The organism is Nonomuraea sp. NPDC002799 (assembly GCF_053592075.1).
In genome coordinates, this window is sequence record NZ_JBSFVA010000002.1 from 339688 (window position 1) to 361657 (window position 21970).

General features: G+C 71.0%; 18 protein-coding genes. 8 read left to right on the top strand and 10 right to left on the bottom strand.

The genetic code is table 11. The features are described from left to right. Positions 1-48: 48 nt before the first annotated feature. Entirely contained in the window at positions 49-1116 is a 1068-nt protein-coding gene (locus ACWD0F_RS05445; RefSeq protein ID WP_449872688.1) for a FecCD family ABC transporter permease, read from the bottom strand. Further along, positions 1113-2168 carry a FecCD family ABC transporter permease gene (locus tag ACWD0F_RS05450; protein WP_449872689.1) on the bottom strand — a complete coding sequence of 352 codons (1056 nt, stop codon included), beginning with the start codon at positions 2166-2168 and terminating at the stop codon, positions 1113-1115. The genes ACWD0F_RS05445 and ACWD0F_RS05450 overlap by 4 nt, the downstream gene beginning before the upstream one ends. Positions 2169-2262: 94 nt before the next feature. Here ACWD0F_RS05450 and ACWD0F_RS05455 point away from each other — a divergent pair, with 94 nt between their 5' ends. Beyond that, a complete protein-coding gene (locus ACWD0F_RS05455) occupies positions 2263-5427 on the top strand; it encodes a BTAD domain-containing putative transcriptional regulator (RefSeq protein ID WP_449872690.1) in 3165 nt (1054 codons plus the stop codon). Between the two features lie 118 nt (positions 5428-5545). Then, a complete protein-coding gene (locus ACWD0F_RS05460) occupies positions 5546-6052 on the top strand; it encodes a hypothetical protein (RefSeq protein ID WP_449872691.1) in 507 nt (168 codons plus the stop codon). A 24-nt stretch (positions 6053-6076) separates the two neighbouring features. Here the strand turns inward: ACWD0F_RS05460 and ACWD0F_RS05465 are convergent, their stop codons facing one another. Next, the gene (locus ACWD0F_RS05465) at positions 6077-7396 is read right to left on the bottom strand and encodes an FAD-binding oxidoreductase (RefSeq protein ID WP_449872692.1); all 1320 of its coding nucleotides are present in this window, start codon (positions 7394-7396) and stop codon (positions 6077-6079) included. Positions 7397-7504: 108 nt separating this feature from the next. On the opposite strand from ACWD0F_RS05465, the gene ACWD0F_RS05470 reads away from it, so the two are divergent. From ACWD0F_RS05470 to ACWD0F_RS05490, 5 genes are all read left to right on the top strand, one after another. Next, positions 7505-8410: a LysR family transcriptional regulator gene (locus tag ACWD0F_RS05470; protein WP_449872693.1), complete on the top strand. Its 906-nt coding sequence runs from the start codon at positions 7505-7507 to the stop codon at positions 8408-8410. 133 nt (positions 8411-8543) lie between these two features. Continuing rightward, on the top strand, positions 8544-8957 hold the full coding sequence (locus tag ACWD0F_RS05475; protein ID WP_449872694.1) for a TOBE domain-containing protein: 414 nt from the start codon (positions 8544-8546) through the stop codon (positions 8955-8957). Between the two features lie 11 nt (positions 8958-8968). Then, positions 8969-9769: a molybdate ABC transporter substrate-binding protein gene (gene modA, locus ACWD0F_RS05480; protein ID WP_449872695.1), complete on the top strand. Its 801-nt coding sequence runs from the start codon at positions 8969-8971 to the stop codon at positions 9767-9769. Between the two features lie 108 nt (positions 9770-9877). Next, positions 9878-10639, top strand: coding sequence for a molybdate ABC transporter permease subunit (gene modB / locus ACWD0F_RS05485; RefSeq protein WP_449872939.1), 762 nt, complete (start codon positions 9878-9880; stop codon positions 10637-10639). Between the two features lie 46 nt (positions 10640-10685). Continuing rightward, a complete protein-coding gene (locus tag ACWD0F_RS05490; RefSeq protein WP_449872696.1) occupies positions 10686-11717 on the top strand; it encodes an ABC transporter ATP-binding protein in 1032 nt (343 codons plus the stop codon). 120 nt (positions 11718-11837) lie between these two features. Here ACWD0F_RS05490 and ACWD0F_RS05495 read toward each other — a convergent pair whose 3' ends face one another. The 4 genes from ACWD0F_RS05495 to ACWD0F_RS05510 all read right to left on the bottom strand — a co-directional run bounded on the left by ACWD0F_RS05495 (position 11838) and on the right by ACWD0F_RS05510 (position 16813). Further along, positions 11838-13313 carry a glycoside hydrolase family 130 protein gene (locus ACWD0F_RS05495; RefSeq protein ID WP_449872697.1) on the bottom strand — a complete coding sequence of 492 codons (1476 nt, stop codon included), beginning with the start codon at positions 13311-13313 and terminating at the stop codon, positions 11838-11840. Beyond that, positions 13310-14314, bottom strand: coding sequence for a glycosyltransferase (locus tag ACWD0F_RS05500; protein WP_449872698.1), 1005 nt, complete (start codon positions 14312-14314; stop codon positions 13310-13312). Before ACWD0F_RS05500 ends, ACWD0F_RS05495 begins: the two co-directional genes overlap by 4 nt. Then, complete coding sequence (locus tag ACWD0F_RS05505; protein WP_449872699.1) at positions 14311-15450, bottom strand: glycosyltransferase; 1140 nt, start codon at positions 15448-15450, stop codon at positions 14311-14313. Before ACWD0F_RS05505 ends, ACWD0F_RS05500 begins: the two co-directional genes overlap by 4 nt. Positions 15451-15625: 175 nt before the next feature. Then, on the bottom strand, positions 15626-16813 hold the full coding sequence (locus ACWD0F_RS05510) for a glycosyltransferase family 4 protein (protein WP_449872700.1): 1188 nt from the start codon (positions 16811-16813) through the stop codon (positions 15626-15628). A 270-nt stretch (positions 16814-17083) separates the two neighbouring features. Here ACWD0F_RS05510 and ilvA point away from each other — a divergent pair, with 270 nt between their 5' ends. Continuing rightward, complete coding sequence (ilvA, locus tag ACWD0F_RS05515; RefSeq protein ID WP_449872701.1) at positions 17084-18283, top strand: threonine ammonia-lyase; 1200 nt, start codon at positions 17084-17086, stop codon at positions 18281-18283. A gap of 333 nt (positions 18284-18616) precedes the next feature. Here ilvA and ACWD0F_RS05520 read toward each other — a convergent pair whose 3' ends face one another. The 3 genes from ACWD0F_RS05520 to ACWD0F_RS05530 all read right to left on the bottom strand — a co-directional run bounded on the left by ACWD0F_RS05520 (position 18617) and on the right by ACWD0F_RS05530 (position 21969). Next, positions 18617-18853: a hypothetical protein gene (locus ACWD0F_RS05520; RefSeq protein ID WP_449872702.1), complete on the bottom strand. Its 237-nt coding sequence runs from the start codon at positions 18851-18853 to the stop codon at positions 18617-18619. Positions 18854-18968: 115 nt separating this feature from the next. Beyond that, positions 18969-20213: a serine/threonine-protein kinase gene (locus ACWD0F_RS05525; RefSeq protein WP_449872703.1), complete on the bottom strand. Its 1245-nt coding sequence runs from the start codon at positions 20211-20213 to the stop codon at positions 18969-18971. A 493-nt stretch (positions 20214-20706) separates the two neighbouring features. Then, a complete protein-coding gene (locus ACWD0F_RS05530) occupies positions 20707-21969 on the bottom strand; it encodes an FAD-dependent oxidoreductase (RefSeq protein WP_449872704.1) in 1263 nt (420 codons plus the stop codon). Position 21970 lies beyond the last annotated feature (1 nt).

Below are 21970 nucleotides of genomic sequence, written 5' to 3' on the forward strand. Positions count from 1 at the left end.
GATCGGCACGCTGGGTGGCCGGTCGCTCACGTCCGCGCCGGCCGGTGCTCACCTCCGCCTGAGGTTCGCCCGTACCAGCAGGTAGACGAGGAAGGGGCCGCCGATCGCGGCGGTGACCACGCCGACCGGGAGGGTGATCGGCAGCGCCGTACGCGCCACCAGGTCCGCGCCGATCAGCAGCAGCGCGCCCGTCAGCCCGGAGGCCACCAGCGGCGGTGTCGGGCAGCGGGTCAAACGCATCGCGACCTGCGGCGCCACCAGCGCGACGAACGGGACCGGGCCCGCCGCGCTCACCGCCACGCCGGCCAGCAACACCGCGCACAGCAGCAGGACCGCCCGCACCATCGTGTAGCGCACGCCCAGGCCCGCCGCGACGTCGTCGCCGAAGTGCAGCGGCCTGAGCTGGAACGCGATGCACGACACGACGGCCAGCAGGGCGAGCGAGCACCACAGTGCCACCCAGACCTCGCCCCACGACCGGTTGTCCAGCGAGCCGACCAGCCACGCCTGGGCCCGGGCCACGTCGCGGATGTCCGCCGTGACCAGCAGCCAGGCCGTGATCGCCTGCGTCACGGCGCTCACCGAGATGCCGATGAGGATGAGCCGCAGGCCGTTGATCCCGCGCCGCCACGCCAGGAGATAGACCAGCAGACCCGTGCCGAGACCACCCGCCAGCGCCGCCACGGACAGGCCCACGGAGCTGACGATCGCGGCGGCGGTCCCGCCCGACACCGTCACCAGGAACACCGCGACCGCGCTCGCGCCCCCGGTGATGCCCAGGATGTCCGGGCTGGCCAGCGGGTTGCGCGTGATGGACTGCGTGATCGCCCCGGACGCCCCCAGCGCGACCCCCACGATGAGCCCGGCCAGGGCGCGCGGCATCCGCAGATCCATGATCACGAACTCGTCGACCCGCTCACCCTGGCCGAGGAGCGTGGCGACCACCTGGGGCAGGCCGATGGGGAAGTCCCCGAGGCCGATGGACAGGCAGAACACCAGAAAGGCCGCCGCCACCAGCAGCAGCGTGACGAACACCATCCAGGGCCGCCACACGAACGAGGCCCGGCCGAGCCGCACGCCCGGTGTCACGGGCGTCTGCACCGCTGTCTCGTTCATACCGTCTTGAACTTTCCGCGCCACACCAGCGCCGCGAAGAACGGGGCGCCGACGAGAGCGACGACGACGCCTGCCTGCAACTCGCCCGGTCGGGTCACCACGCGCCCCACGATGTCACAGGTCAGCAGGATCACGGCGCCGAGCAGACCCGCGCACGGCACCAGCCAGCGATAGTCCGGTCCGGTGAGATAGCGGGCCACGTGGGCCACCATGAGCCCGAGGAACGCGATGGGGCCGCAGGCCGCCGTCGTCGCGCCCGCCAGCAGGGTGATGGCGACGATGCCGACGGTCCGGCTGCGCGCGATGTTCACGCCGAGCCCGCGTGCCACGTCGTCGCCCAGGTTGAGCAGGTTGATGGCGGGCAGGGTGGTCGCCCCCAGCACCAGCCCGACCACGATGAACGCGAGCACCGGCCAGATGACGTCGAATCCGACCCCGGCCACGGAGCCCGCGTTCCAGAACCGCAGCGCGTTCAGCGACGCCTGGTCCGACAGCGCGACCGCCGTGGTCATCGCGGTCAGGAACACCGCGACCCCCTGCCCGGCCAGCGCGAGCGTCAGCGGATTGCCCGCCCCCCGGCCGAGGCTCGCCAGCCCGAACACGACGACACCGGCGACCGCCGCCCCCAGGAAGGCGAACCACACGTACTGGTACGGATTGGCGAACCCGAACAGGAGGATCACCGTCACCACGGCGAACGAGGCGCCGGAGTTCACCCCCAGCAACCCCGTGTCGGCGATCGGGTTGCGCGTGTAGCCCTGGATCAACGCACCGCTGACCCCCAAGGCGATGCCCGCCACGATCGCGAGCACGGTCCTGGGCACCCGCACGGTCTGCACGATGAGCGTGATCTCGGTGAGCCGCTGGTCGGAGCCCGGCGCCGGGAAAAACCCGTGCCACACCTCCGCGGGACTCAACGCGCGCGCGCCGACGGCCAGCGACACCGCCGCCGCGACCAGGAGGAACACCACAAGCGTGCCCAAGGCCACCACCCGCCGCCGGCGGGTCTCGGTGGCCTCGGATGCGGGACGTTTCCCCACAGTCGTACTCATTCGACGTACGTTATCCCTCCGGTCAACCGGGGACGCACGGCCAGGGGGACCGCCGGGCACCGCCCGGACGGCGATGTTCTGCGAGGCTACGCACGTGCGCATTCGTGTGTTGGGCCCGGTTCAGGTGCTTTCGGAGGACGGGGTGCCGATCGACATCAGCGGCGTCAGGCTGCGGATGCTGGTGGCCAGGTTGGCGCTGGAGGCCGGCCGGCCGGTGCCGGTCGGGTCGCTGATCGACGATCTGTGGGGCGAGGAGCCGCCGTCGAGGGCGGCCGGCGCGGTGCAGGCGCTGGTGTCCCGGTTGCGGCGGGTGCTGGGCGGGGCGGGTGCGCCGGAGCTGGTGGCGGGCGGCTACCGGCTGCCGGTGCGGGCCGGGGACGTGGACGCCTACCGGTTCGAGGAGCTGGCCCGGCAGGGCCGGCACGATCTTGCGGCGGGCCGGGCCGAGCCGGCGGTCGCGGCGCTGACCGGCGCGCTGGAGGAGTGGCGCGGGCAGATGCTCGCCGACGTGTCGGAGGCGCCGTTCGCCGGCGCGGTGGCCGTGCGGTGGGAGGACCTGCGGGCCACGGCCGTCGAGGACCGGTTCGAGGCGCTGCTGCGGCTGGGCCGGCACGACGAGGTGCTGGCCGATCCGCGGTCGGCCGGGGCCGCGCGGCCGCTGAGCGAACGGCTGGCCGGGCTGCGGATGCGGGCGCTCGCCGCCGCCGGCCGGCAGGCGGACGCCCTGGCGGTGTACGAGGAGATGCGCGCCAGGCTGGCCGAGGAGCTCGGCGTCGACCCGTCACCCGAGTTGCGCGAGGTCCATCTCGCCCTGCTCCGCGGCGAGCTGGAACGGCCATCGGGGCAGGCCGAGGTCGCCCGCAGCCGGCTGCCGGCCCGGCTGGCCGGTTTCGTCGGCCGGGAGAGCGAGCTGAGCCAGGTCGCGAAGCTCATGGCCGGCTCCCGGCTGGTCACCATCGTCGGCCCTGGCGGGGCGGGCAAGACGAGGTTGTCGCTGGAGGTGGCCACCCAGGACCCGGCTCATCTCCGCGGCCGCGTGTGGTTCGTGCCGCTGGCCGGTCTGAGCGCCCGGGACCAGATCGCCGACGCGGTGCTGGGCGCGCTCAACTCCACCGACGGCCGTCTGTACGAGGGCGGCCAGGCCGCGGCGACCACCCCGTTCGACCGGGTGGCCGAGCTGCTCGACGTCGGCGACGCGGTGCTCCTGCTGGACAACTGCGAGCACCTGATCGACGCGGCCGCGGAGCTGGCCGAGCAGCTGCTCCTGCGGCTGCCGCAGTTGCGGATCCTGGCCACGAGCAGGGAGCCGCTGGCGATCACCGGGGAGGCGCTGTGCCATCTCGGCCCGCTCGACCTGCCGGCGGAGTCGCCGGAGCTCCATGAGGCGGCCGCGGCGGCGGCGGTGCGCCTGTTCGTCGACCGGGCCGCCGGTGTCCGGCCCGGCTTCGTGCTGGAGGAGTCCACGGTGGACGCCGTGGTGGAGATCTGCCTGCGGCTGGACGGGATGCCGCTGGCCCTGGAGCTGGCCGCGGCCAGGCTGCGCTCGATGAGCGTGGCGCAGATCGCGCGCCGCCTCGACGACCGGTTCCGGCTGCTCACCTCGGGCAGCAGGACCGCACTGCCGCGCCAGCGGACGCTGCTGGCGGTGGTCGAGTGGAGCTGGGACCTGCTGACCGACCCGGAGCGGGTGCTGGCCCGCCGGTTGTCGGTGTTCTCCGGCGGGGCGACCGCCGGCGCGCTGGAGGCGATCTGCTCGGACGGGGCGCTGCCCGCCGAGGACGTCGTTTACCTGCTCGGGTCGCTGGTCGAGAAGTCCATCGTGCAGGTCTCCGGCCACGGCGAACCGCGCTATCGCATGCTGGAGACGATCCGCGCCTACGCGGCCGCTCAGCTCGCGGAGTCCGGCGACGACGTCTCGGCCCGCTTCGCGGCCTACTTTCTCGCGCTGGCCGAGGAGCACGAGCCGCTGCTGCGCAGCGGTGCGCAGCTCCGCGCGATCACGGTCTTCGACGCCGAGCACGACAACGTGATCACCGCGCTGCAGGCGACCCTGGACGCCGGAGACGCGCTCATGGTGTCCCGATTCGTCAGAGCCATGTTCTGGTACTGGGGAATCAGGGGGATGAGCACGCAGTTCGAGACGTACCTGGCCGAGGTGCTCAAGTTCGGCGACGCTCTGCCTGAGCCGGCCCGCGTCGCCTTCCAGGTCGTACGAGGTGTGGCAGGCGGTCGGACCGACGCGTCGCCGGCGGCCGGTTCACCGGTCACGGAAGCCGACCCGGCCGGCACCATGGGCTTCCACCCGGCCCTGCCCTTGTTGCGGATGTCGCAACTGGTGGGCGACCCGCAACGCCGGGACCACCAGTTCGAGCAGGCGTCCCGCTCGCCGGATCCCTGGGTGCGGGCCAGCGCCTACTGGGCCCACGACCTCGTCCGCGCCGAACAGGGCGACCTGCTCGGCGGCGCCCAGGCCCGGCGGGAGGCGCTGCGCGGCTTCGAAGAGGCCGGTGACCGCTGGGGCCTGGTGATGAGCCTGCTCTCGATCAGCAGAGATCATTCCCTGCGCGGCGAGTACGACTCCGCCATCGCCATCTTCGAACGGGCGGTCGCGATCAGCTCCGAGCTCGGCACCGAGGAGCACCTCTACCTCACCAAGAGCAGGCTCGCGCGGGCGCGGATGCGCAGCGGCGACCTGGACGGCGCCCTGCGCGACATGCGGGCCGCGCAGCGCCACGCCGACGAACGCGGCCATCGGCGGCTGGCGGCCACCCTGCTGAACACGTTCGCCGAGGTGCACGTGCACAGGGGCGAGCTGCGGGAGGCCGATCAGGCCCTGGACCGGATGGAGTCACTGTCCCACCGGCTGCTCTACCCCGAAGCCCTCGCCGAGGACCTGATCGCGGGCTACCGGCTGGCCGTCCGGATCGCGGAGGGAGCAGGCGGGCCGGCGCGTGAGCTGCTGCCCGGCGCCATCCGCGGGGTGTTCGCCTACGGCAACGCCAATGGCCTGGCCTGGGGGGCGGAGCTGCTGGCCGGAGTGCTCGCGCTGGAGGGCGACGCGATCGGGGCGGCGACCGCGCTGGGGATGAGCCAGGTCATCCGCGGCCTGTTCGACGAAGGCGCCCCGGAGTTGCGGGTGCTGGTGGCCGAGCTGATCGGGCGGCTCGGCGAGGACGGGTATCGCGCGGCGTACCGGCGGGGCGCCGAGCTGCCCCGGCAGGACGCGCTGAACCACCTGAAGGCAACTGCTTCGGTATGAATTCTTTTACGCAGACAATGCCGAATTCGTCACTCGGAACGCCGCGTTCGTAGCAGCGGAGAGCTTGATATCATGCTAAATACCCCCGGTGTCACATAGCGAGCAAAAGCGAGGGGGCATGGTGGTGAAGGCTCTACTGAACTCGCTGACCGAGGCCGAGATGGACTTGGTGCGAGAGGCCGACAAGGACAATCTGACCGCGCTGGACGAGGACGGCCTCGTCGAACTGCACACGCGCGTACGCCGGGCGCGCAACAAATACGTGAAGATGTACCGGCGGGAAGCCAGTGGCCGGGTCGGCGAATTCGGCGGGCGCGGTATGGCACGACCGAAGAATCGCCGCAATGCGCAGAAGGCCGAAGTGTTCGAGGACACGCTGGCCAGGGTCAGCCGCCACCTGGCCAGGGCGGCCAAGCGCAGTGCCGAGGAGCTCAAGGCCGGACGGCTGGCCGCCGCACGCGGGCATCAGAGCATCCCGCCACCCAGGTCGGCGGATGATGACATGACGTCCCCCATGGCGAGCCAGAAGCGCGATCGCCGGCCGGACTCGGCGGCCCTGCGTCGCCGCCAGGCCAAGACGCTGGCCATCGGCGCCCGCCGGCAGGCCAAACGCGACAGCTCCTGAACCGACGGGGCGGATCTCCGCCCGTCAGGAGCCGGTGGCCCGCACGGGGAAGTTGCTGCGGATCGTGTTGTCCGGGTCGTGGCGGCGCTTGATGTCGCGCAGGCGGGCCAGGACGTCAGGAGCGAAGGCGTCGGCCACGGATTCCTCGGGCTTGAGGTAGGTGTACGGCTTGCGGCCACTGATCGCGGGCGCGAGGTCACGGAGGAGTCGCCGCTGCCTGGCCCGGATGGCCGCGGCGGAGTCCGGGGTGCTCGGCACACCGAACAGGTAGAGGGCGTACGGCTCGGTGAGGGGTCCGTGCGGGCTGTCGGAGGGGCGGGCCAAGGCGCCGCCGAGATGCCGGAGCTGCACGCTGAGCAGCGGGTCGATCGGGGTGGCCAGGAGGGTCTTGGCCGTGAGGTCGTCCAGTGCGGTCAGCAGGTCGCCGTGCGACAGTCCGGGGCCGGGGGTGGTGGGTTCGGCGGCGATGGAACCGAGGTCGGTGATCGGCAGGGGGCCGCGGCTGTCGGACAACGCCCCACCGAGATGCTCCAGCGGCCGCAGGAGGGCGCGGCCCTCGGCCGGGTCACCCAGATAGGTGGCGTCCACGGCGACCATCGGCGGGCTCGCGGGGAAGTTCAGCAGGTCGAACCAGACGGTGAGCCTGTCGGGGGCCGCGGCGGTGATCTGCCGGTAGGCGTCCAGGACGTCGGCCGCCCGGTCGGCGGTCCACGACATCCGTCCCCCGTACAGGGCGGGGGCGGGGTACAGGTCGAATTCCAGCGCGGTGACCAGCACGAAGTCGCCACCGCCGCCGCGCAGGGCCCAGAACAGGCCGGGGTCGGAGCCGGCGGTCACCCGGGCCTGGGCGCCGTCGGCGGCGACGACCTCGAACGCGGTGACGCTGTCGGCCGCCCAGCCGTGGGCGCGGGAGAACCAGCTGAGTCCGCCGCCCAAGGTGTAGCCGGTCACGCTCACCACGGGGGAGCTGCCGGGCAGCCCGGTCAGGCCGTGCTCGGCCGCGGCCCGCTGGACCTGGCCCCAGCGCACGCCCGCGCCGATACGCGCGGTGCGGGTGCGGGGATCCACGGACACCTCGTCCAGCAGGCCGGTACGCAGCAGGATCGCGCCGTCCAGGTCGCCGGTGGCGCCATGGCCGCTGGGCTGGGCCGACACCTGCAGGCCACGGGCGTGGGCGTAGCGGACCAGGGCCGCGACGTCGGCGGCGTCCGCCGCCTCGACCACCGCGGGCACGTCTTGCTCGACCGCCAGGTTCCAGGGGCGGCGAGCCTGGTCGAAGCCGTCGTCCCCGGGCAGCAGGACCCGTCCTCGTACGAGGGCGCGCAGGTCGTTCAGGGTGCTCATCTTGGTCTCCTTGCGAGGTCAGGTGGGTTCTGAGCTCCTCCACTCTCGACTGGGGCGCGGGTCTGATCAATGTGGGTCTGTGGCACGATCGTGAAGTCTGGATTAACGATGAAGGCAGGGGCCATGCTGGAACGGCACGAGCTGGAGGCCTTCCTCACCCTGGCCGAGGAGCTGCATTTCGGCCGCACCGCCGAGCGTCTGCACGTCTCCACCGCCCGGATCAGCCAGACCATCGCCAAGCTGGAGCGCCGCGTCGGGGTGCCGCTGTTCAACCGCACCAGCCGCCGGGTGGAGCTGTCCGCGGTGGGCCGGCAGATGTATGCGGAGATCCGGCCCGCCTGGTCCCAGATCGCCACCGCGTTCGAGCGGGCGATCGACACCGGCCGCGGTCTCAGCGGCACGCTGCGCGTCGCCTTCGTCGGCGCGGCGGGCGGGCAACTGCTGGTCGGCGCGACCGAGCTGTTCCGCGCCCGTGAGCCCGGCTGCGACGTTCAGCTGCGTGAAGCGCAGATGACCGAGATCTTCCCCTGGCTGTGCGACGGCGAGATCGACATCGGGCTGGCCTCCTTCCCCGTCGATCAGCCCGGCATCGTCTCCGGGCCGGTCCTGGTGAGCGAGAAGCGCATGCTCGCCGTTCCGTCCCAGCACCCTTTCGCCCGCCGGACGTCGGTCTCCTTGGAGGACCTGGCCAGAGTGAAGGTGCTGCAGTTGCCCGACACCACGCCGGCCTCGCTGCGTGATGACCGCTCGCCCCGGACCACTCCGGCCGGGCGGCCGATCGAGCGCGGCGCCGCGACCGCGACGTTCAACGAGATGCTCACGCTCATCGGCGCCGGCCACGGCGTCTTCCCCGTCGGCGCGCAGAGCAGGCGCTACTACGCCCGTCCCGACGTCGTCTACATCCCCTTCAGCGACGCGCCGCCGCTGCAGTGGGGCCTGCACTGGCGTGCGGACGGGGCCACCGCTCGCGTCCGTGCCTTCAACCAGGCCGCACACGACCTGGTGAGTGGTTAGCCCGCCCTGGGGCGGCTGTTGGCCCGCGATCTGGCCTTTCCGCAGATACCGGGCCAGGTCTGGATATCGTGCCGCTGTTGCGGTCGAAGATGGGTCTTCAGGCTGGCAGGTGCGGCAGGTAGGGTGAGGGCTTGTGACGACGTTTCGGATCAGTGAGGCCGCGGCGCTGCTCGGGGTCAGCGCCGACACCGTCCGCCGATGGGTGGACGCGGGCCGGTTGGGAGCCGAGCGGGACGAGCATGGCCACCGGCGGGTGAACGGTGCCGACCTGGCCGCTTTCGCCCGCGCGCAGATCGAGGAGATCGACGGCGGTGGCCGCTCCTCGGCGCGTAACCGCTTTCGCGGCATCGTCACCGAGGTGCTTCGCGACGCGGTGATGGCGCAGGTGGAGATCGCCGCGGGGCCGTTCCGGGTGGTGTCGCTGATGAGCCGCCAGGCCGCTGATGAGCTGGGCCTGGAGGCGGGGGTGGTGGCGGTCGCCGTGATCAAGTCCACCAACGTCGTCGTGGAGATCCCCGGCCACGAGCGTGTGGCCAGTTACCTGTGAGGAGCCCCGTGGTGATCAGGCGTGTTTCCCGGTGGGCGGTCGCCTTGCCCGTCGCGCTCGCGCTGGCGGCCCTGTCCGGTTGCGGCTCCGGCGAACCGGCCACGTCCTCGGCTTCGTCCCCGGCGTCCGCCGGGGGCGCGGCCAAGGAGGTGACGGTGTTCGCGGCGGCGTCGCTGACCGGGACGTTCACCGAGCTCGGCAAGGTCTTCGAGGCCGCGCATCCGGGCACGACGGTGAAGTTCAACTTCGGCTCCAGCGCGACCCTGGCGCAGCAGATCGTTCAGGGGGCGCCGGCCGACGTGTTCGCCGCGGCCAGCCCGGCCACGATGAAGACCGTCACCGACGCGTCGCTGGCGGCCTCGCCGACCACGTTCGTCCGGAACAAGCTGCAGATCGCCGTGCCGAAGGACAACCCGGCCAAGGTGGATGAGCTGAGGGACCTGACCGACGCCAAGGTGAAGGTGGCGCTCTGCGCCGAGCAGGTGCCGTGCGGGGCGGCGGCGGTCAAGGCACTGGACGCGGCCGGGCTGAAGGTCACCCCGGTCACTCTGGAGCAGGACGTCAAGGCCACGCTGACCAAGGTGGAGCTGGGAGAGGTGGACGCGGCGCTGGTCTACAAGACCGACGTGATCGCCTCGGCGGGCAAGGTGACCGGGATCGAGTTCCCGGAGGCGGAGCAGGCGATCAACGACTATCCGATCGCCACCGTGGCCAAGGCGCCGGCCGGTGACGCGGCCCGGCAGTTCGTGGATCTGGTGTTGTCACAGCAGGGCGAGGACGTGCTGACCAAGGCCGGCTTCGAGGCCCCCTGATCGGGGATGGAGTCTTCTGTGCCGGAGCAGCTTGACCTGGGGGGCCCGCCTGACCGGCCGGCCGGACGCCGGTCCGGGGGCGGTGCGGCCTCCGGGCGGCTGCCCTGGATGCTGGTGCTGCCCGCGCTGGTGGGGCTGGTCTTCCTGGTGCTGCCGCTGGCCGGGCTGCTGATCCGGGCTCCGTGGTCCACGCTGGTGGCGCGGCTGGCCGAGCCGCAGGTGCTGGAGGCGTTGCGGTTGTCGCTGCTGTGCGCCAGCGTGGCCACGGCCGTGTGCCTGCTGCTCGGGGTGCCGCTGGCCTGGTTGCTGGCCCGGGTGTCGTTTCCCGGGCGGCGGCTGGTCCGGGCCCTGGTCACCGTGCCACTGGTGTTGCCGCCGGTGGTCGGCGGTGTGGCGTTGCTGCTCGTGCTCGGGCGGCGAGGGCTGGTCGGGCAGTGGCTGGAGACCACGTTCGGGATCACGTTGCCGTTCACGACGGCGGGGGTGATCATCGCGGAGGCGTTCGTGGCGATGCCGTTCCTGGTGATCAGCGTCGAGGGGGCGCTGCGCGCCGCCGACCAGCGTTTCGAGGAGGCCGCCGCCACGCTGGGGGCGTCGCGGTGGACGGTGTTCCGGCGGGTGACGCTGCCGCTCATCATGCCGGGCGTGGTGGCCGGGGCGGTGTTGTGCTGGGCGCGGGCGCTGGGCGAGTTCGGCGCGACGATCACGTTCGCCGGCAACTTCCCCGGTACGACGCGGACGATGCCGCTGGCGGTCTACCTGGCGCTGGAGACCGAGCCGGAGGCCGCCATCGTGCTCAGCCTGGTGCTGCTGGCCGTCTCGGTGGTCATCCTGGCCAGTCTGCGCGACCGATGGGTGACCAGCCCATGACGCTCGACGTTTTGGTGGTCGGCCTGGACCGAGGGGTGACCAGCCCATGACGCTCGATGCCCGGCTGGTCGTCGTGCGGCCCGCGTTCGCGCTGGACGTCGCCCTGGAGGTCGCTCCCGGCGAGGTCGTGGCGTTGCTCGGGCCGAACGGCGCGGGCAAGACCACCGCCCTGCGCGCCCTCGCCGGGCTCACCCCCATGTCCGGCGGGCACATCAGCCTGCGCGGCCGGCCGCTGCACACCCTGCCCGCCGAGAGCCGCCCGATCGGCATGGTCTTCCAGGACTACCTGCTCTTCCCGCACCTGAGCGCGCTGGACAACGTCGCGTTCGGGCCGCGCTGCCAGGGCGCGTCCAAGGCCGAGGCCCGCCGCACCGCCGCCGCCCTGCTGGAACGGGTCGGCCTGGCCGATCGCGCCACCGCCCGGCCACGGCAGTTGTCCGGCGGGCAGGCCCAGCGGGTCGCCCTGGCCCGGGCCCTGGCCGTCCAGCCCGAGCTGCTGCTGCTGGACGAGCCCTTGGCCGCCCTCGACGCCCACACCCGGCTGGAGATCCGCTCCCAGTTGCGCCGCCATCTGGCCGACTTCGACGGCGTCACCGTCCTGGTCACCCACGACCCCCTCGACGCCATGGTGCTGGCCGACCGGCTGATCGTCATCGAACACGGCGCCACCGTCCAGCAGGGCCCACCGGCCGAGGTCGCCCGCCGCCCACGCACCGACTATGTCGCCCGCCTGGTCGGGCTCAACCTGTATCGCGGCGTGGCCGACGGTGCCCGGGTCAAGGTCGGCGAGTTGGTGCTGCACACCTCCGAACAGCTCGGCGGGGCCGCGTTCGTGGCCTTCCCGCCCGCCGCCGTGGCCCTGTATCGGACCCGGCCGGACGGCAGCCCGCGCAACCTGTGGCAGGCGCGCATCGACGGCATCGAACGACACGGCGACAACGTCCGCGTGCACCTCGACGGCCCCATCGCCGCCTTCGCCGACATCACCCCCGCCGCTGTGGCCGACCTCGACCTGACGCCCGGCCAGCGGATCTGGGCCTCGGTCAAGGCCACCGAGACCCACGCGTACCCGGCATGAACACCGAGCGGAGCGACAGCGGTCACGACTGCAACGCCAGCTGCCTGGGCGGTCCCTGCCACGGCCTGCTCACCTGCGTCGAGCAGGACATCGGCACTCTCGCCCCGAAGGGCGACCTGCTCAGTGTGGTGGACGCATGGCCCCGATGAGGGTGGTGACCGGCACCCGAGCGAATCCGATGCGAGTGTCGCTCGCCCCGTACGGCAACCACACGGCGTCGTCATGCAGCAGGCCGCCACAGGAATACACGACGTTGGGCACGTAGCCTTCACGTTCGGTGTCACCGGCGGTGAGAAGCGCGCCCGGGAGTTCGGCGATGACGCGATGCGGCTCGCGGGAGTCGAGCAGCAGGGCGCTCATGGCGTATTCGCGCATGGGGCCGACGCCATGTATCAGGACGAGCCAGCCGAACCTGGTCTCGATAGGGGACCCGCAGTTACCCACCTGGATCAGTTCCCAGCCGCGGCGGGGGGTGTGCAGCGGTACCGGCCTTTGCCATCTGTTGCGCCCGTCGAGGGTCGTGAGACCGATGGTCTCGCCGTCGGAACGGCACAGCGCCAGGCTGCGTCCCCCGACCGATCGCGGGAACAGCGCCATACCCTTGTTGACGGCGGCGGGGCCGCGCATGGGGGTGATCGTGAAATGCCGCAGATCATCGCTTTCGATCAAGTGGGAACGGATGTGTCGCCCGTCGTACGCGGTGTAGGTCGCGCGATAGGACGTTCGGCCGTCCTCGTCGACAACCTGGACGAACCGCGCGTCCTCCATGCCGTTGCTCTCGGCCGCGGTCCCGGGCCAGAGCACCCGCCGGTGAAGGGGGAGATCGGCGGAGAAGGCCACGGCGTAGTCGGAGCGCGTCGTGCGGCGCATCTCTTCCACGGTGCGCTGCGTGGTGGTGCGGGTGAGCAGGTCGGCAGGCAACCGGCCGAGCGCCTGCTCGAAGTCGTCGTCATCGAAGCGTTCCGGCAGGGACTCCAGCATGGAGGCCGTCACCTCGTTGTCCCAGGCATCGTCGGAGAGCCCCGCGGCGAGCAGGTCGCGCCGATGGTGGGTCCGGTGCCGGCGTCCGACGGACAGGGCCCCGGAGCGATCGGAGATGACCAGGTCGGAGTGGGGGCCGAGTATCGCCGTGGTGAAGCCGATGGAGGAGAGGTGTCCCTCGCCGATCTGCCGCAGGCTGATTGCCGCGCGAAACTGTCCAGGGCCCAGACCGGACTGGTCGGGATGGGGGACCATCGAGGGATTGCACACCGCCGCGGCTTCTACGGCGTACTCGTGGCTGAAGTAGGCGCCTACGAGGAGGCGACCCGGCAGGGACAGGTCGACGTCGCGCGGGATGCGATGGCGGACCAGGTCGTGGTGATGGGCGAAGGTCGCTTCGAGGTCGTGGTGCCGACCGCCGAATCGCCGCAGCGTCTCCTGGAGCATTTCGGTCGTCTCGTCGTCGTCAAGGAGCATGATGCGGTCGATCAGCGCAGCGGCCCGAGTACGGGTGAGCGCGGCGTCCTCGCCGGGCACGAAGAGCTTGATGATCACTCTTCGCGGGTCCGGAGTGAGCGTCGGGCCGAGCCGGGTGGCCAGATCCCCGCTGGTCATGGGAGCCGCCTGGCGTACTGCATGGTGGAGATCAGCGCGATGGTCGACTCCGCGCCCTGGTTGAGGTTCGGACCGTGCTCGGTGAGGCCGTCGTAGCCTCCGCCGGTCGCCGGGTCCCACATGAGAGCATTCGCGTCGTTGGCACCCTCGAACCACGCCACCGACTGCCGTACCTTCTCCTGCCACGCTTGGTCGCCGGTCACGCGGGCAGCGGTGGCGCAGGCGTCGGCGAGTGCGGCCACCTCGATCGGCTGCTGGTCGTAGCGGGATCGCGGCGCGTTCAAGCGCCAGCCGGTGGCGGGCACGACCGCGAGCCGACCGTCCCTCGTCTGGATGTCACACAGCCAGGCGAGCATGAGCAGGCCGGTGGCGAGCAGTTGCCGGTCATCGCTCAGCTCCCCGGCGGCGATGAGCACCTCGGCGAGAGCGGCGTTGGCGTAGGTCAGGTGCGGTTGCGGCCACGGCCAGGAGGGGTTCTCCGAGGGAGCGCCGATCGCCTCCGCCGCGTCCATCAGCAGGCTGGCGGCCACAGTGCTGTCCGGGCTGGCGCGTAGGACCTCGGCCGCGCCCAGCCCGGCGAAGACCATGGCGCGCGGATGCGGGGAGCGCTGTTCGGCGCCGAGAGTGAAGGCGAGCAGCGCTTCTTCCCGGATCCACGGAGCGGCGTTGCGGGCCGCCGCGGTGCCCAGGCCCCACATCGCCCGTCCCCACCAGTCGCCGACGCCCGGCCGGTCGCTCCAGCGCCGGTCGAAGGAGAGCCGGTTGTGGAACGCACCGGAACGGTCCTGAGCGTGAGTGAGGAAGGCCAGGTAGCACTCCGCCAGCCGGGTCAGCCGGTGGGCAGGGTGCGGTTCGCGGGTGACGACGACGAGCCCGCGGGCGACGTCGTCGGTGCAATAACCGTGATGGCGGCGGACGAGGGCGTGCCGGGCATGCTCGAACAGGCCGGTGTCGTCGCTCAGCCGGAGCAGGTGCTTGAAGCCGGGAGTGGCGGTGCTCATGGCAGCGCTGAGACCGCTGCGGCCGGCCGCTCGGCGACGAGCGAGCGGACGAGGCCGTCATATCGGGCCGCGACCGCGGGCCACAGCAGGGTCGGGATCAGGGTGCGGGTACGCCCGATGAGATTGTCGGCCAGCCCGGGTTGCGTGAGGACCCGGCGTATGGCGGAGGCGAGCTCGGCGGGGTTGCCGTGTGGAACGAGTAGTCCTGGACCGCTGGTGAGCAGTTCCACGGCGTGCGGGAATGAGGTGGCGACGACCGGCACGCCCGCGGCCACGGCCTCGATGAGGACACCGGAGGTCACCTGCTCCGCGGAGTCATAGGGCAGGACGACGACGTCTGCTGAGCGGACGAGCCGGCTCAGCGAGTCCTGATCCCGGTAGACAGGGTCGTGCCGGACGGCCCTGGACACCCCGAGCCGGGCGGCGAGCTCGTGCAGCCCGTCACGATAGGCCTCGCCTTGCTGCTCCAGTACTTTGGGGTGGGTCTTTCCAGCGATCGTATACATCGGTGGCGGGTCGAGGCCCACCAGGAGCGCGAGCGCGCGTAACGCCCACTCGATGCCTTTGCCGGGTCCGATCAGTCCCCAGGTGAGCAGGTGCGGACGGGGCCGGCGTCTAGCCGGGACCCGCATGTGGTCGGCGGCCCCGTGCGGAATGACGGACACCTTGCCGGCCTCCACTCGGTAGCCGGCCGTCAACCGGTCATGAGCGGTGCCGGTCATGGTCACGATGGCGTCGGCGGCGGCCACGATCTCCTCGAGCAGGGCCTTCTGCTGGGGAGTGGGCCTGGCCAGGACGGTGTGCAGGACCACGATGCTCGGCACGGTGAGGCGACGTAGCAGCGGCAGGACGTCCTGGCCGTCCAAGCCGGGGTAGATGCCGTACTCGTGCTGCACGATGGCCACGTCGAAGTTCTCCAGAGCGGAGGCTGCGGCCTTCCAGCCGCCGAGCCCGCCGGGAGTCCAGGTGTGCACGACCCCGGGCTGCGGCCGTTCGTCGTCGCCTTCCGCGGTGACACGGACGATGCCGCCGAACATGCCGCCCCTGGTGAGATGGGCGGCCAGGGCGGAGTTGAAGGTCGCGAGCCCGCACTGGGTGGGCGGGTGGGTGCTGAGAAAGCCATATGTGAGGGCCAACTGCCATGCCTTTCGGTCATTCGGCCGCACCAGAAGGGATGCCGATGCGGCTCGTTCGGTGAAGACGGCTACCCCGTCTGCCTGTGCGGTGGAACCCGGAGCCTTCACCGGGGGCCTGCCCTCATACGGGGGCCTGCTCTCATACGGGGGCCTGCTCTCATACGGCGGCCGCCCGCTAACTTTGTCCTAACATTTCGCGGTAGATGAGCAAGTAACTGGTCACCATCCGATCTGCAGTGAATCTGCGTTCGGCCTGTGCGCGGCAGCCCGCGCGATCGATCGTCGTGATGCGCGTCAGCGCGGTGACCGCCTCGTCAAGGGAGTCCACCAGGAAACCCGTCACTCCCTGGTCCACGACTTCGGCCATGGATCCGCGCCGGTAGGCGACGACGGGCGTGCCGCAGGCCATCGACTCGACCACCGACAGGCCGAAGGGCTCGTCGAACGCGATGGGGTGCAGCAGGGCGGCGCCGCTGCCGAGGATCTCACCACGCCGCTCGGGCCCCACCGACCCGAGGAACCTGACCTGCTCTCCGTCGACCTTCGGAGCGACCTCCTTCTCGAAGTACCGCTCGTCCTGGACGATTCCGCAGATGGTCAGCGGCATCCCGGCCCGCCGAGCGATCTCGATGGCCGTGTGCGTCCCCTTGTCGGGATGAATGCGGCCGAACGCGATCAGCCGCCGGCCGCCCACCGGGTCGAAGGGGAACGCGTCGAGATCGATGCCATGGTGCACCGTGGCGACGTAGTCCAGCTCCGGTACACGGTCCGCGTCCGAGATGGACACGTAGGCGGACCGGGCATGGGCGTAGGCAGGCAGGATTCCCGTTCCGGAGAATCCGTGAACCGTGGTGAGCAACGGGGTCCGGCAATGATCGGCGAAGGCCAGTGGCAGCCAGTCGAGATGGTTGTGGACGAGATCGAACTCACCCGAACGGCTCAGCGCGTGCGCGACATGCATCGCCTCCCACACCCGCCCGTCGAGCGATGGATCGTCGGCGTACCCGCGTGGGCACACTCCGTCCAGCGTTCCGGAGGTGACGGAGTCCAGCGTGGCGAACAGCGTCACATCGACGCCGGCGGCGGCGAGTCCCTCGGCGAGCAGGCTCGTGACCTGCTCCCACGGGCCGTAATGGCGCGGAGGCGTACGCCAGGCAATCGGCCCCAGCAGCGCTACCCTCACGAGACGGAGGTTGCGGTCTGCCGCGCAAGAACATGACCGTCGTCTGACATGGGCGCCATCACTCCTTTGGAATACGTTCCGCCGGATGGCTCCGCGAGAAAAGCGGTCCGCCGTCGACGCCGTTCTGCCCACTGCGGGCAGATGATCGGTTTCCCTCGCGGCCGGGTGCAGGGCGAGCACGACGGTACGGACGCTGCTGAGTCTCCTCACGCTCTTTCATCCCGAGCCAACGCCACGGCGGGCCAGACGGAAACAGCCGTTTTCGCAAGGAGCCATCACCACAACTGATCACCAGGGAGTGTGACCGCCTCCTCGACGCGGCGGGTGGGACGACGAGCAGGTGGAGAGCTCGATCCCAGGATGATCGGATTGACCATCGCGGCAGATCGACGCCTGGTTCAGCCCGCTAGGTGGCCGAGGTGAGAGACTCTTGCGATGCGCTCTTCTCAAGTGACCTTCGACGATGTCGTCGCAGCGCAGGAACTCCTCGCCGACGTGGCGGTCCGTACGCCCGTGATCCAGTCGCGGGTGCTTTCCGACGTGGTCGGCGGGCCGGTCCATCTCAAGTGCGAGAACCTGCAGAGGTCGGGCTCGTTCAAGGTGCGCGGAGCCTACGTCAGGATCGCCCGGCTGGCCGAGAAGGAGCGGGAGAGGGGGGTCGTCGCGGCCAGTGCCGGCAATCACGCTCAGGGGGTGGCGTTGAGCGCGCGGTTGGTCGGAGCCAAGGCTACGGTCTTCATGCCTGAAGGTGCGGCGCTGCCCAAGGTGGAGGCCACCCTCGGCTACGGCGCTGAGGTGATCTTCGCTGGGCGTACCGTGGACGAGGCGCTCGCCGCGGCGCGGGAGCACGCGCGGCAGACCGGTGCGGTGATCATCCATCCCTTCGACCATCCGGACGTGATCGCGGGGCAGGGCACGATCGGCCTGGAGATCCTGGAACAGTTGCCGGCCACCGGCACGATCGTGGTGCCGATAGGCGGCGGAGGTCTGGCGGCCGGGCTCGCGCTGGCGGTCAAGACGTTGCGGCCCGGGGTCAGGGTCGTGGGGGTCCAGGCCGAGCGGGCAGCGGCCTACCCGGCCTCGCTGAACGCGGGGCACCCGGTGATGGTCGAGCCGTTCCCGACGATGGCCGACGGCATCGCCGTGGGCCGCCCCGGAGACCAGCCGTTCGAGTTGATCCACTACCTGGTCGACCGGGTGGTCACGGTGAGCGAGGAGGAGATCTCCCGAGCGCTCGTGTTGTGCCTCGAACGTGCCAAGCAAGTCGTCGAGCCGGCCGGCGTCGTGGGCGTCGCCGCGCTGGCGGCCCATCCGCAGGCGTTCGAAGCGCCGGTGGTCGCCGTGTTGTCCGGCGGCAACATCGACCCCATGCTGCTGGCCCGGGTGCTGCGCCACGGCATGGCGGCCGCTGGGCGCTACCTGGCCGTGCGGGTGCGACTGCCGGACCGTCCAGGGGCGTTGGCGGGGCTGCTGGCGGGTCTTGCCGCCCTCCGGGTGAACGTGCTGGACATCGTGCACGAACGATTCGGATCGAGACTGCACGTGGACGAGGTCGAAGTGCAGTTGCAACTCGAGACGAGAGGCCCCGAGCACTGCGCGGAAGCGCTGGACGCACTCCGAAGAGACGGCTACAAGATCATTCTCGGTTGAGTGGCCCACCGTGTCTCGGGAGAGCCATCGAGTCGGCCCCATCTGGAGAACTCGCTGGACGCCGCCTCATCGGCCAACCGCTCGTCGCCCGCATCACCAGAACGTGGACCGTCATAACGAATCCGGCCGATGGACTCGCTCCATCCCTCCAACTCGGCACGCGCGTCATCATCGTTGCTCGTACTGGCCATCGTGACCCGTGGTCACTCTCTTCGCGAGAGTCAATCCGGCGTGCTCGGTGCTGAAGCACCTCTTCGCAGGCGGCAGGATGAGCCGCAGCCGGCGACCCCGCGGGCGGAGCCGCGCGTCTGCCCTATCGCCGGGATGAGGCACTCAGTCACCTGCTCCCTCATCGGGCTGCCCACCACCCACGCGGGTGTCGAGGAGGTGGGCCCCGGCGTCGTGCAGGGTGATGCCGTAGCCCGGCGTCTGGCCAGGAGGCGACCACTCGTTTGTCGCGCTGATCGCCTTGAAGCGGGTGTCGCGGGTCGGGCCGTCGCCGACGAGGTGGCCGCGTAGATGACCGGCGCGATCGTACACGGCCCACTGGCCGGCGCCCACCTGCGGCATGGCGACTGGGTTGTCCTTGAGCCACTGCGCGTTGGCCGCGTGATTGGGCCACTCATCGGCCCCATTCGGCTGGGAGAGGCTGCCTCCCGAGGCATGATCTTCGGTTTTGCGAGCACTACTCATGTCGCGTCTCGCTCTCTGATTGTGGCTGAAGCCCCCGATGTCTGTGGTGCCGCCGGAGGTCTTGCGCTCGGAGTGGTGGCGCCGGGGTCGTCTCCGCCGAGATCGAGGCTGAAGGTCCTGCTCCATTCGCCGTTCCGGTCGACCAGGCCACGCCTGCCGTAAGCAACCCGAACAAGGCCACCAGCGCCGCCCCGATGACCGCCCGGCGGCCCTTGCCGCTGCCCGGCTGGGAGCTTCTCGCCGAGGGTGTAGCGGTTCCGGGCATGAACGGTGAGGTCGCTGCCACGAGGATGTGCGCGGCGCTGGTCGCTGCCGGCTTGTCCTTCGACGGCCATAGGTCTGCCACGTGCCGGAGCCGCTCGTGGGCGCCGACTGCGTCCAGCCGCGTGGCAGGGTCCTTGTCGAGCAGGCCGACGAGCACGCTCGCCAGCGGTCCGGCCCTTTGGAAGGGGTCGGGTGGGTCGGCGAGCACGGCGACGAGAGTGTGTATCGCCGTGTCACGGCAGAAGGGGGGCCGCCCTTCGACGGCCATGAAAAGGGTGGCCCCCAGTGACCACAGGTCCGACTGTGGGCAGGCGTCACCTGTGACCCGCTCAGGAGCCAGGAAATCCATGGTGCCGGTCAGCATCCCGGTCTGGGTGAGCGGGGCCTCACCGTCCATGGCGGCGATGCCGAAGTCGGTCAGAACCACGCGACCGTCATGAGCCAGCAGCACGTTGTCCGGCTTGACGTCCAGGTGCACGATCCCGGCCGTGTGCGCGGCGCACAACCCCTGGAGCAGGTCCAGCCCGATCTTCGCCACCGCGCGCGGAGACAGCGGCCCGTCCTGGGCCACCTTTTGACCAAGCGTTCGAGAGCGCACCAATTCCAGCACGATCCAGGGCTGACCGGCCACCTCGATGACGTCGTACACGGCCGCGACATTGGGATGGCTGACGCGTGCCGTGGCACGTGCCTCCTGTCGCGTTCGTTCGGCCAGGACCGTCCGTGCGGGCCCGGTCGGCAACGGCACTTCTTTGATCGCGACCTCGCGGTCCAGCAGCTCATCACGACCGTGCCAGACCGTTCCCATGCCGCCCCTCCCGAGAGGTTCGAGCAGCCGGTAACGGGCGGCGAGAACAGGCGCATGCAACGGTGCGTTGAGTCTGGGATGCTCACTCAACGTATCGACGTCATGCCCGGGCGGCAGGTCGAGGACAGGCCCCTGATGACGGCTGCGGGTGCCAAGAGCCGTCATGAGCGCTGTCCGATCGTGATTGCCGGTCGGTGCGGCCTGTGCGCCGGCGCCTGGCCACCATCGCGACGACGATCACGGCCATCCACAGCATGGTGTCGGTGAATATGACTTCCTCCGAGCGGTATCGATGCCGGCGCATACCGCATGAAGACGGGTAGCCGGGCACTGCCAGTCAATGCCGCTGACAGGCGGACGGCTACCGGCGTTCCGTGCAAAGCTCATCGCCATAGCCGATCACCGAGCAACTTCTTCGACAGTCCGAGTCCGATGACGCCGGATCAGGGCGACCGATGCGGACCGCGGTTCTCGCCAGAGTTCGAGGAAGAAGCCATTCGCAGGGTGCTGGAGGGTGAGCGGACGAGACCGGCGACCAACTGCTCTCGGAGACCGCGGCTGGGATCGGGATCGACCTCGGGCTGACGGCGTGTGGGCTGACGGCGCCCGTCGGCGGGCGCTCCACGTGGGGCAACTGCGGCTCGCCCGGCCGTGGGCGTCAGGGCGTCGGGCCGGAGTCATCGGCGGACTCCAGCGGGATCGGCGCGAACATCGGCGGCTCCTCCTCCGGCGTCAGCGCCGTGGGGCCGTAGATCCAGTCGGTGAAGGAGTAGTCGTAGGTGTCGCGGGCCCGCAGGAGCGTGTTGCGCCGGAGGCGGGCGACGCCGTCCAGATGCCACAACTCGCCCCAGGCGCGGGCCGTCGTCAGGACACGCCGGCAGTGCTCGGGACGGACGGCTTCGTAGGCGGCGAGAGCGCCCTGCCAGTCGATCGAGCCGTCCTCGGCGCGGCGCGCGGCGACGTGCCTGGCCAGCACCCAGCCGTCCTCGATGGCCATGACCGCGCCCTGCGCCATGTACTGCAGCGGCGGGTGGGCGGCGTCGCCGAGCAGCACGATGTCGCCGTCGACCCACGTCATGATGGGGTCGCGGTCGAACATCCGCCACCAGCGGTCGCGCCACATCAGCGGGATGCCGGCCCGGACGTCCGCGCAGGTGGCGGCGAAGGCGTGGTCGAGCTCGTCGGGCGTGCCCCAGTCCGCCTCGCCCGCGAGGGCCTTGGGGGACTGGAAGACCGCGACCTGGTTGAGCATCTCGCCGCCGCGCAGCCCGTAGTGGACGAAGTGGCAGCGCGGGCCGACGTGGACCGAGACCTCGCTGAGGTCGACGTCCCGGCCGACCTGTTCGAGGGGTATGGCGGCGCGGTAGGCGACGTAGGCGGAGTTGACCGGCTCGTCGTCGGCCAGGAGCCGGCGGGCGGCCGAGTGCAGGCCGTCGGCGGCGATGACGATCCGGGCCTCGTCGGCGCGGCCGTCCGCCAGCAGCGCCCGGGCGCCGGACGCGGTGTTCTCGTAGCCGCTGACCCGCGCGTCGGTGACCAGGTCGACTCCCGCGCGCCGGCAGGCACGCAGGAAGATGCCGTGCAGGTCACTGCGGTGGATGACCATGTACGGGAAGCCGTACTCGCGTTCCAGGTCGGTCAGGTCCAGGCGGGTCAGCTCGTCGTCGTCGACGGCGTCGCGCATCACCATGCTCTTGGGCAGCACGCCGAGGCTCTTGGCCTCGTCGAGCAGGCCGTAGTCGTGCAGGATCCGGGTGCAGTTGGGCGCGATCTGCAGGCCGGCGCCGACCTCGCCGAACTCGCGGGCCTGCTCCAGCACGCGCACCCGCAGGCCCTCGCGGGCGAGGGCGAAGGCGGCGCTCAGGCCGCCGATGCCGCCTCCGACGATCAGGACGTCGACGGGGTTCGCGGACGCGGTCACG

Coding starts and splice junctions, on each gene's coding strand:
- ACWD0F_RS05500 (WP_449872698.1), bottom strand. CDS start 14,314: ATGAGCACCGCCACTCCCGGCTTCAAGCACCTGCTCCGGCTGAGCGAC.
- ACWD0F_RS05470 (WP_449872693.1), top strand. CDS start 7,505: ATGAAGGCAGGGGCCATGCTGGAACGGCACGAGCTGGAGGCCTTCCTC.
- ACWD0F_RS05460 (WP_449872691.1), top strand. CDS start 5,546: ATGGTGGTGAAGGCTCTACTGAACTCGCTGACCGAGGCCGAGATGGAC.
- modB (WP_449872939.1), top strand. CDS start 9,878: ATGCTGGTGCTGCCCGCGCTGGTGGGGCTGGTCTTCCTGGTGCTGCCG.
- ACWD0F_RS05495 (WP_449872697.1), bottom strand. CDS start 13,313: ATGACCAGCGGGGATCTGGCCACCCGGCTCGGCCCGACGCTCACTCCG.
- ACWD0F_RS05525 (WP_449872703.1), bottom strand. CDS start 20,213: ATGACGGCTCTTGGCACCCGCAGCCGTCATCAGGGGCCTGTCCTCGAC.
- ACWD0F_RS05465 (WP_449872692.1), bottom strand. CDS start 7,396: ATGAGCACCCTGAACGACCTGCGCGCCCTCGTACGAGGACGGGTCCTG.
- ACWD0F_RS05445 (WP_449872688.1), bottom strand. CDS start 1,116: ATGAACGAGACAGCGGTGCAGACGCCCGTGACACCGGGCGTGCGGCTC.
- ACWD0F_RS05490 (WP_449872696.1), top strand. CDS start 10,686: ATGACGCTCGATGCCCGGCTGGTCGTCGTGCGGCCCGCGTTCGCGCTG.
- ACWD0F_RS05520 (WP_449872702.1), bottom strand. CDS start 18,853: ATGCCGCAGGTGGGCGCCGGCCAGTGGGCCGTGTACGATCGCGCCGGT.
- ACWD0F_RS05450 (WP_449872689.1), bottom strand. CDS start 2,168: ATGAGTACGACTGTGGGGAAACGTCCCGCATCCGAGGCCACCGAGACC.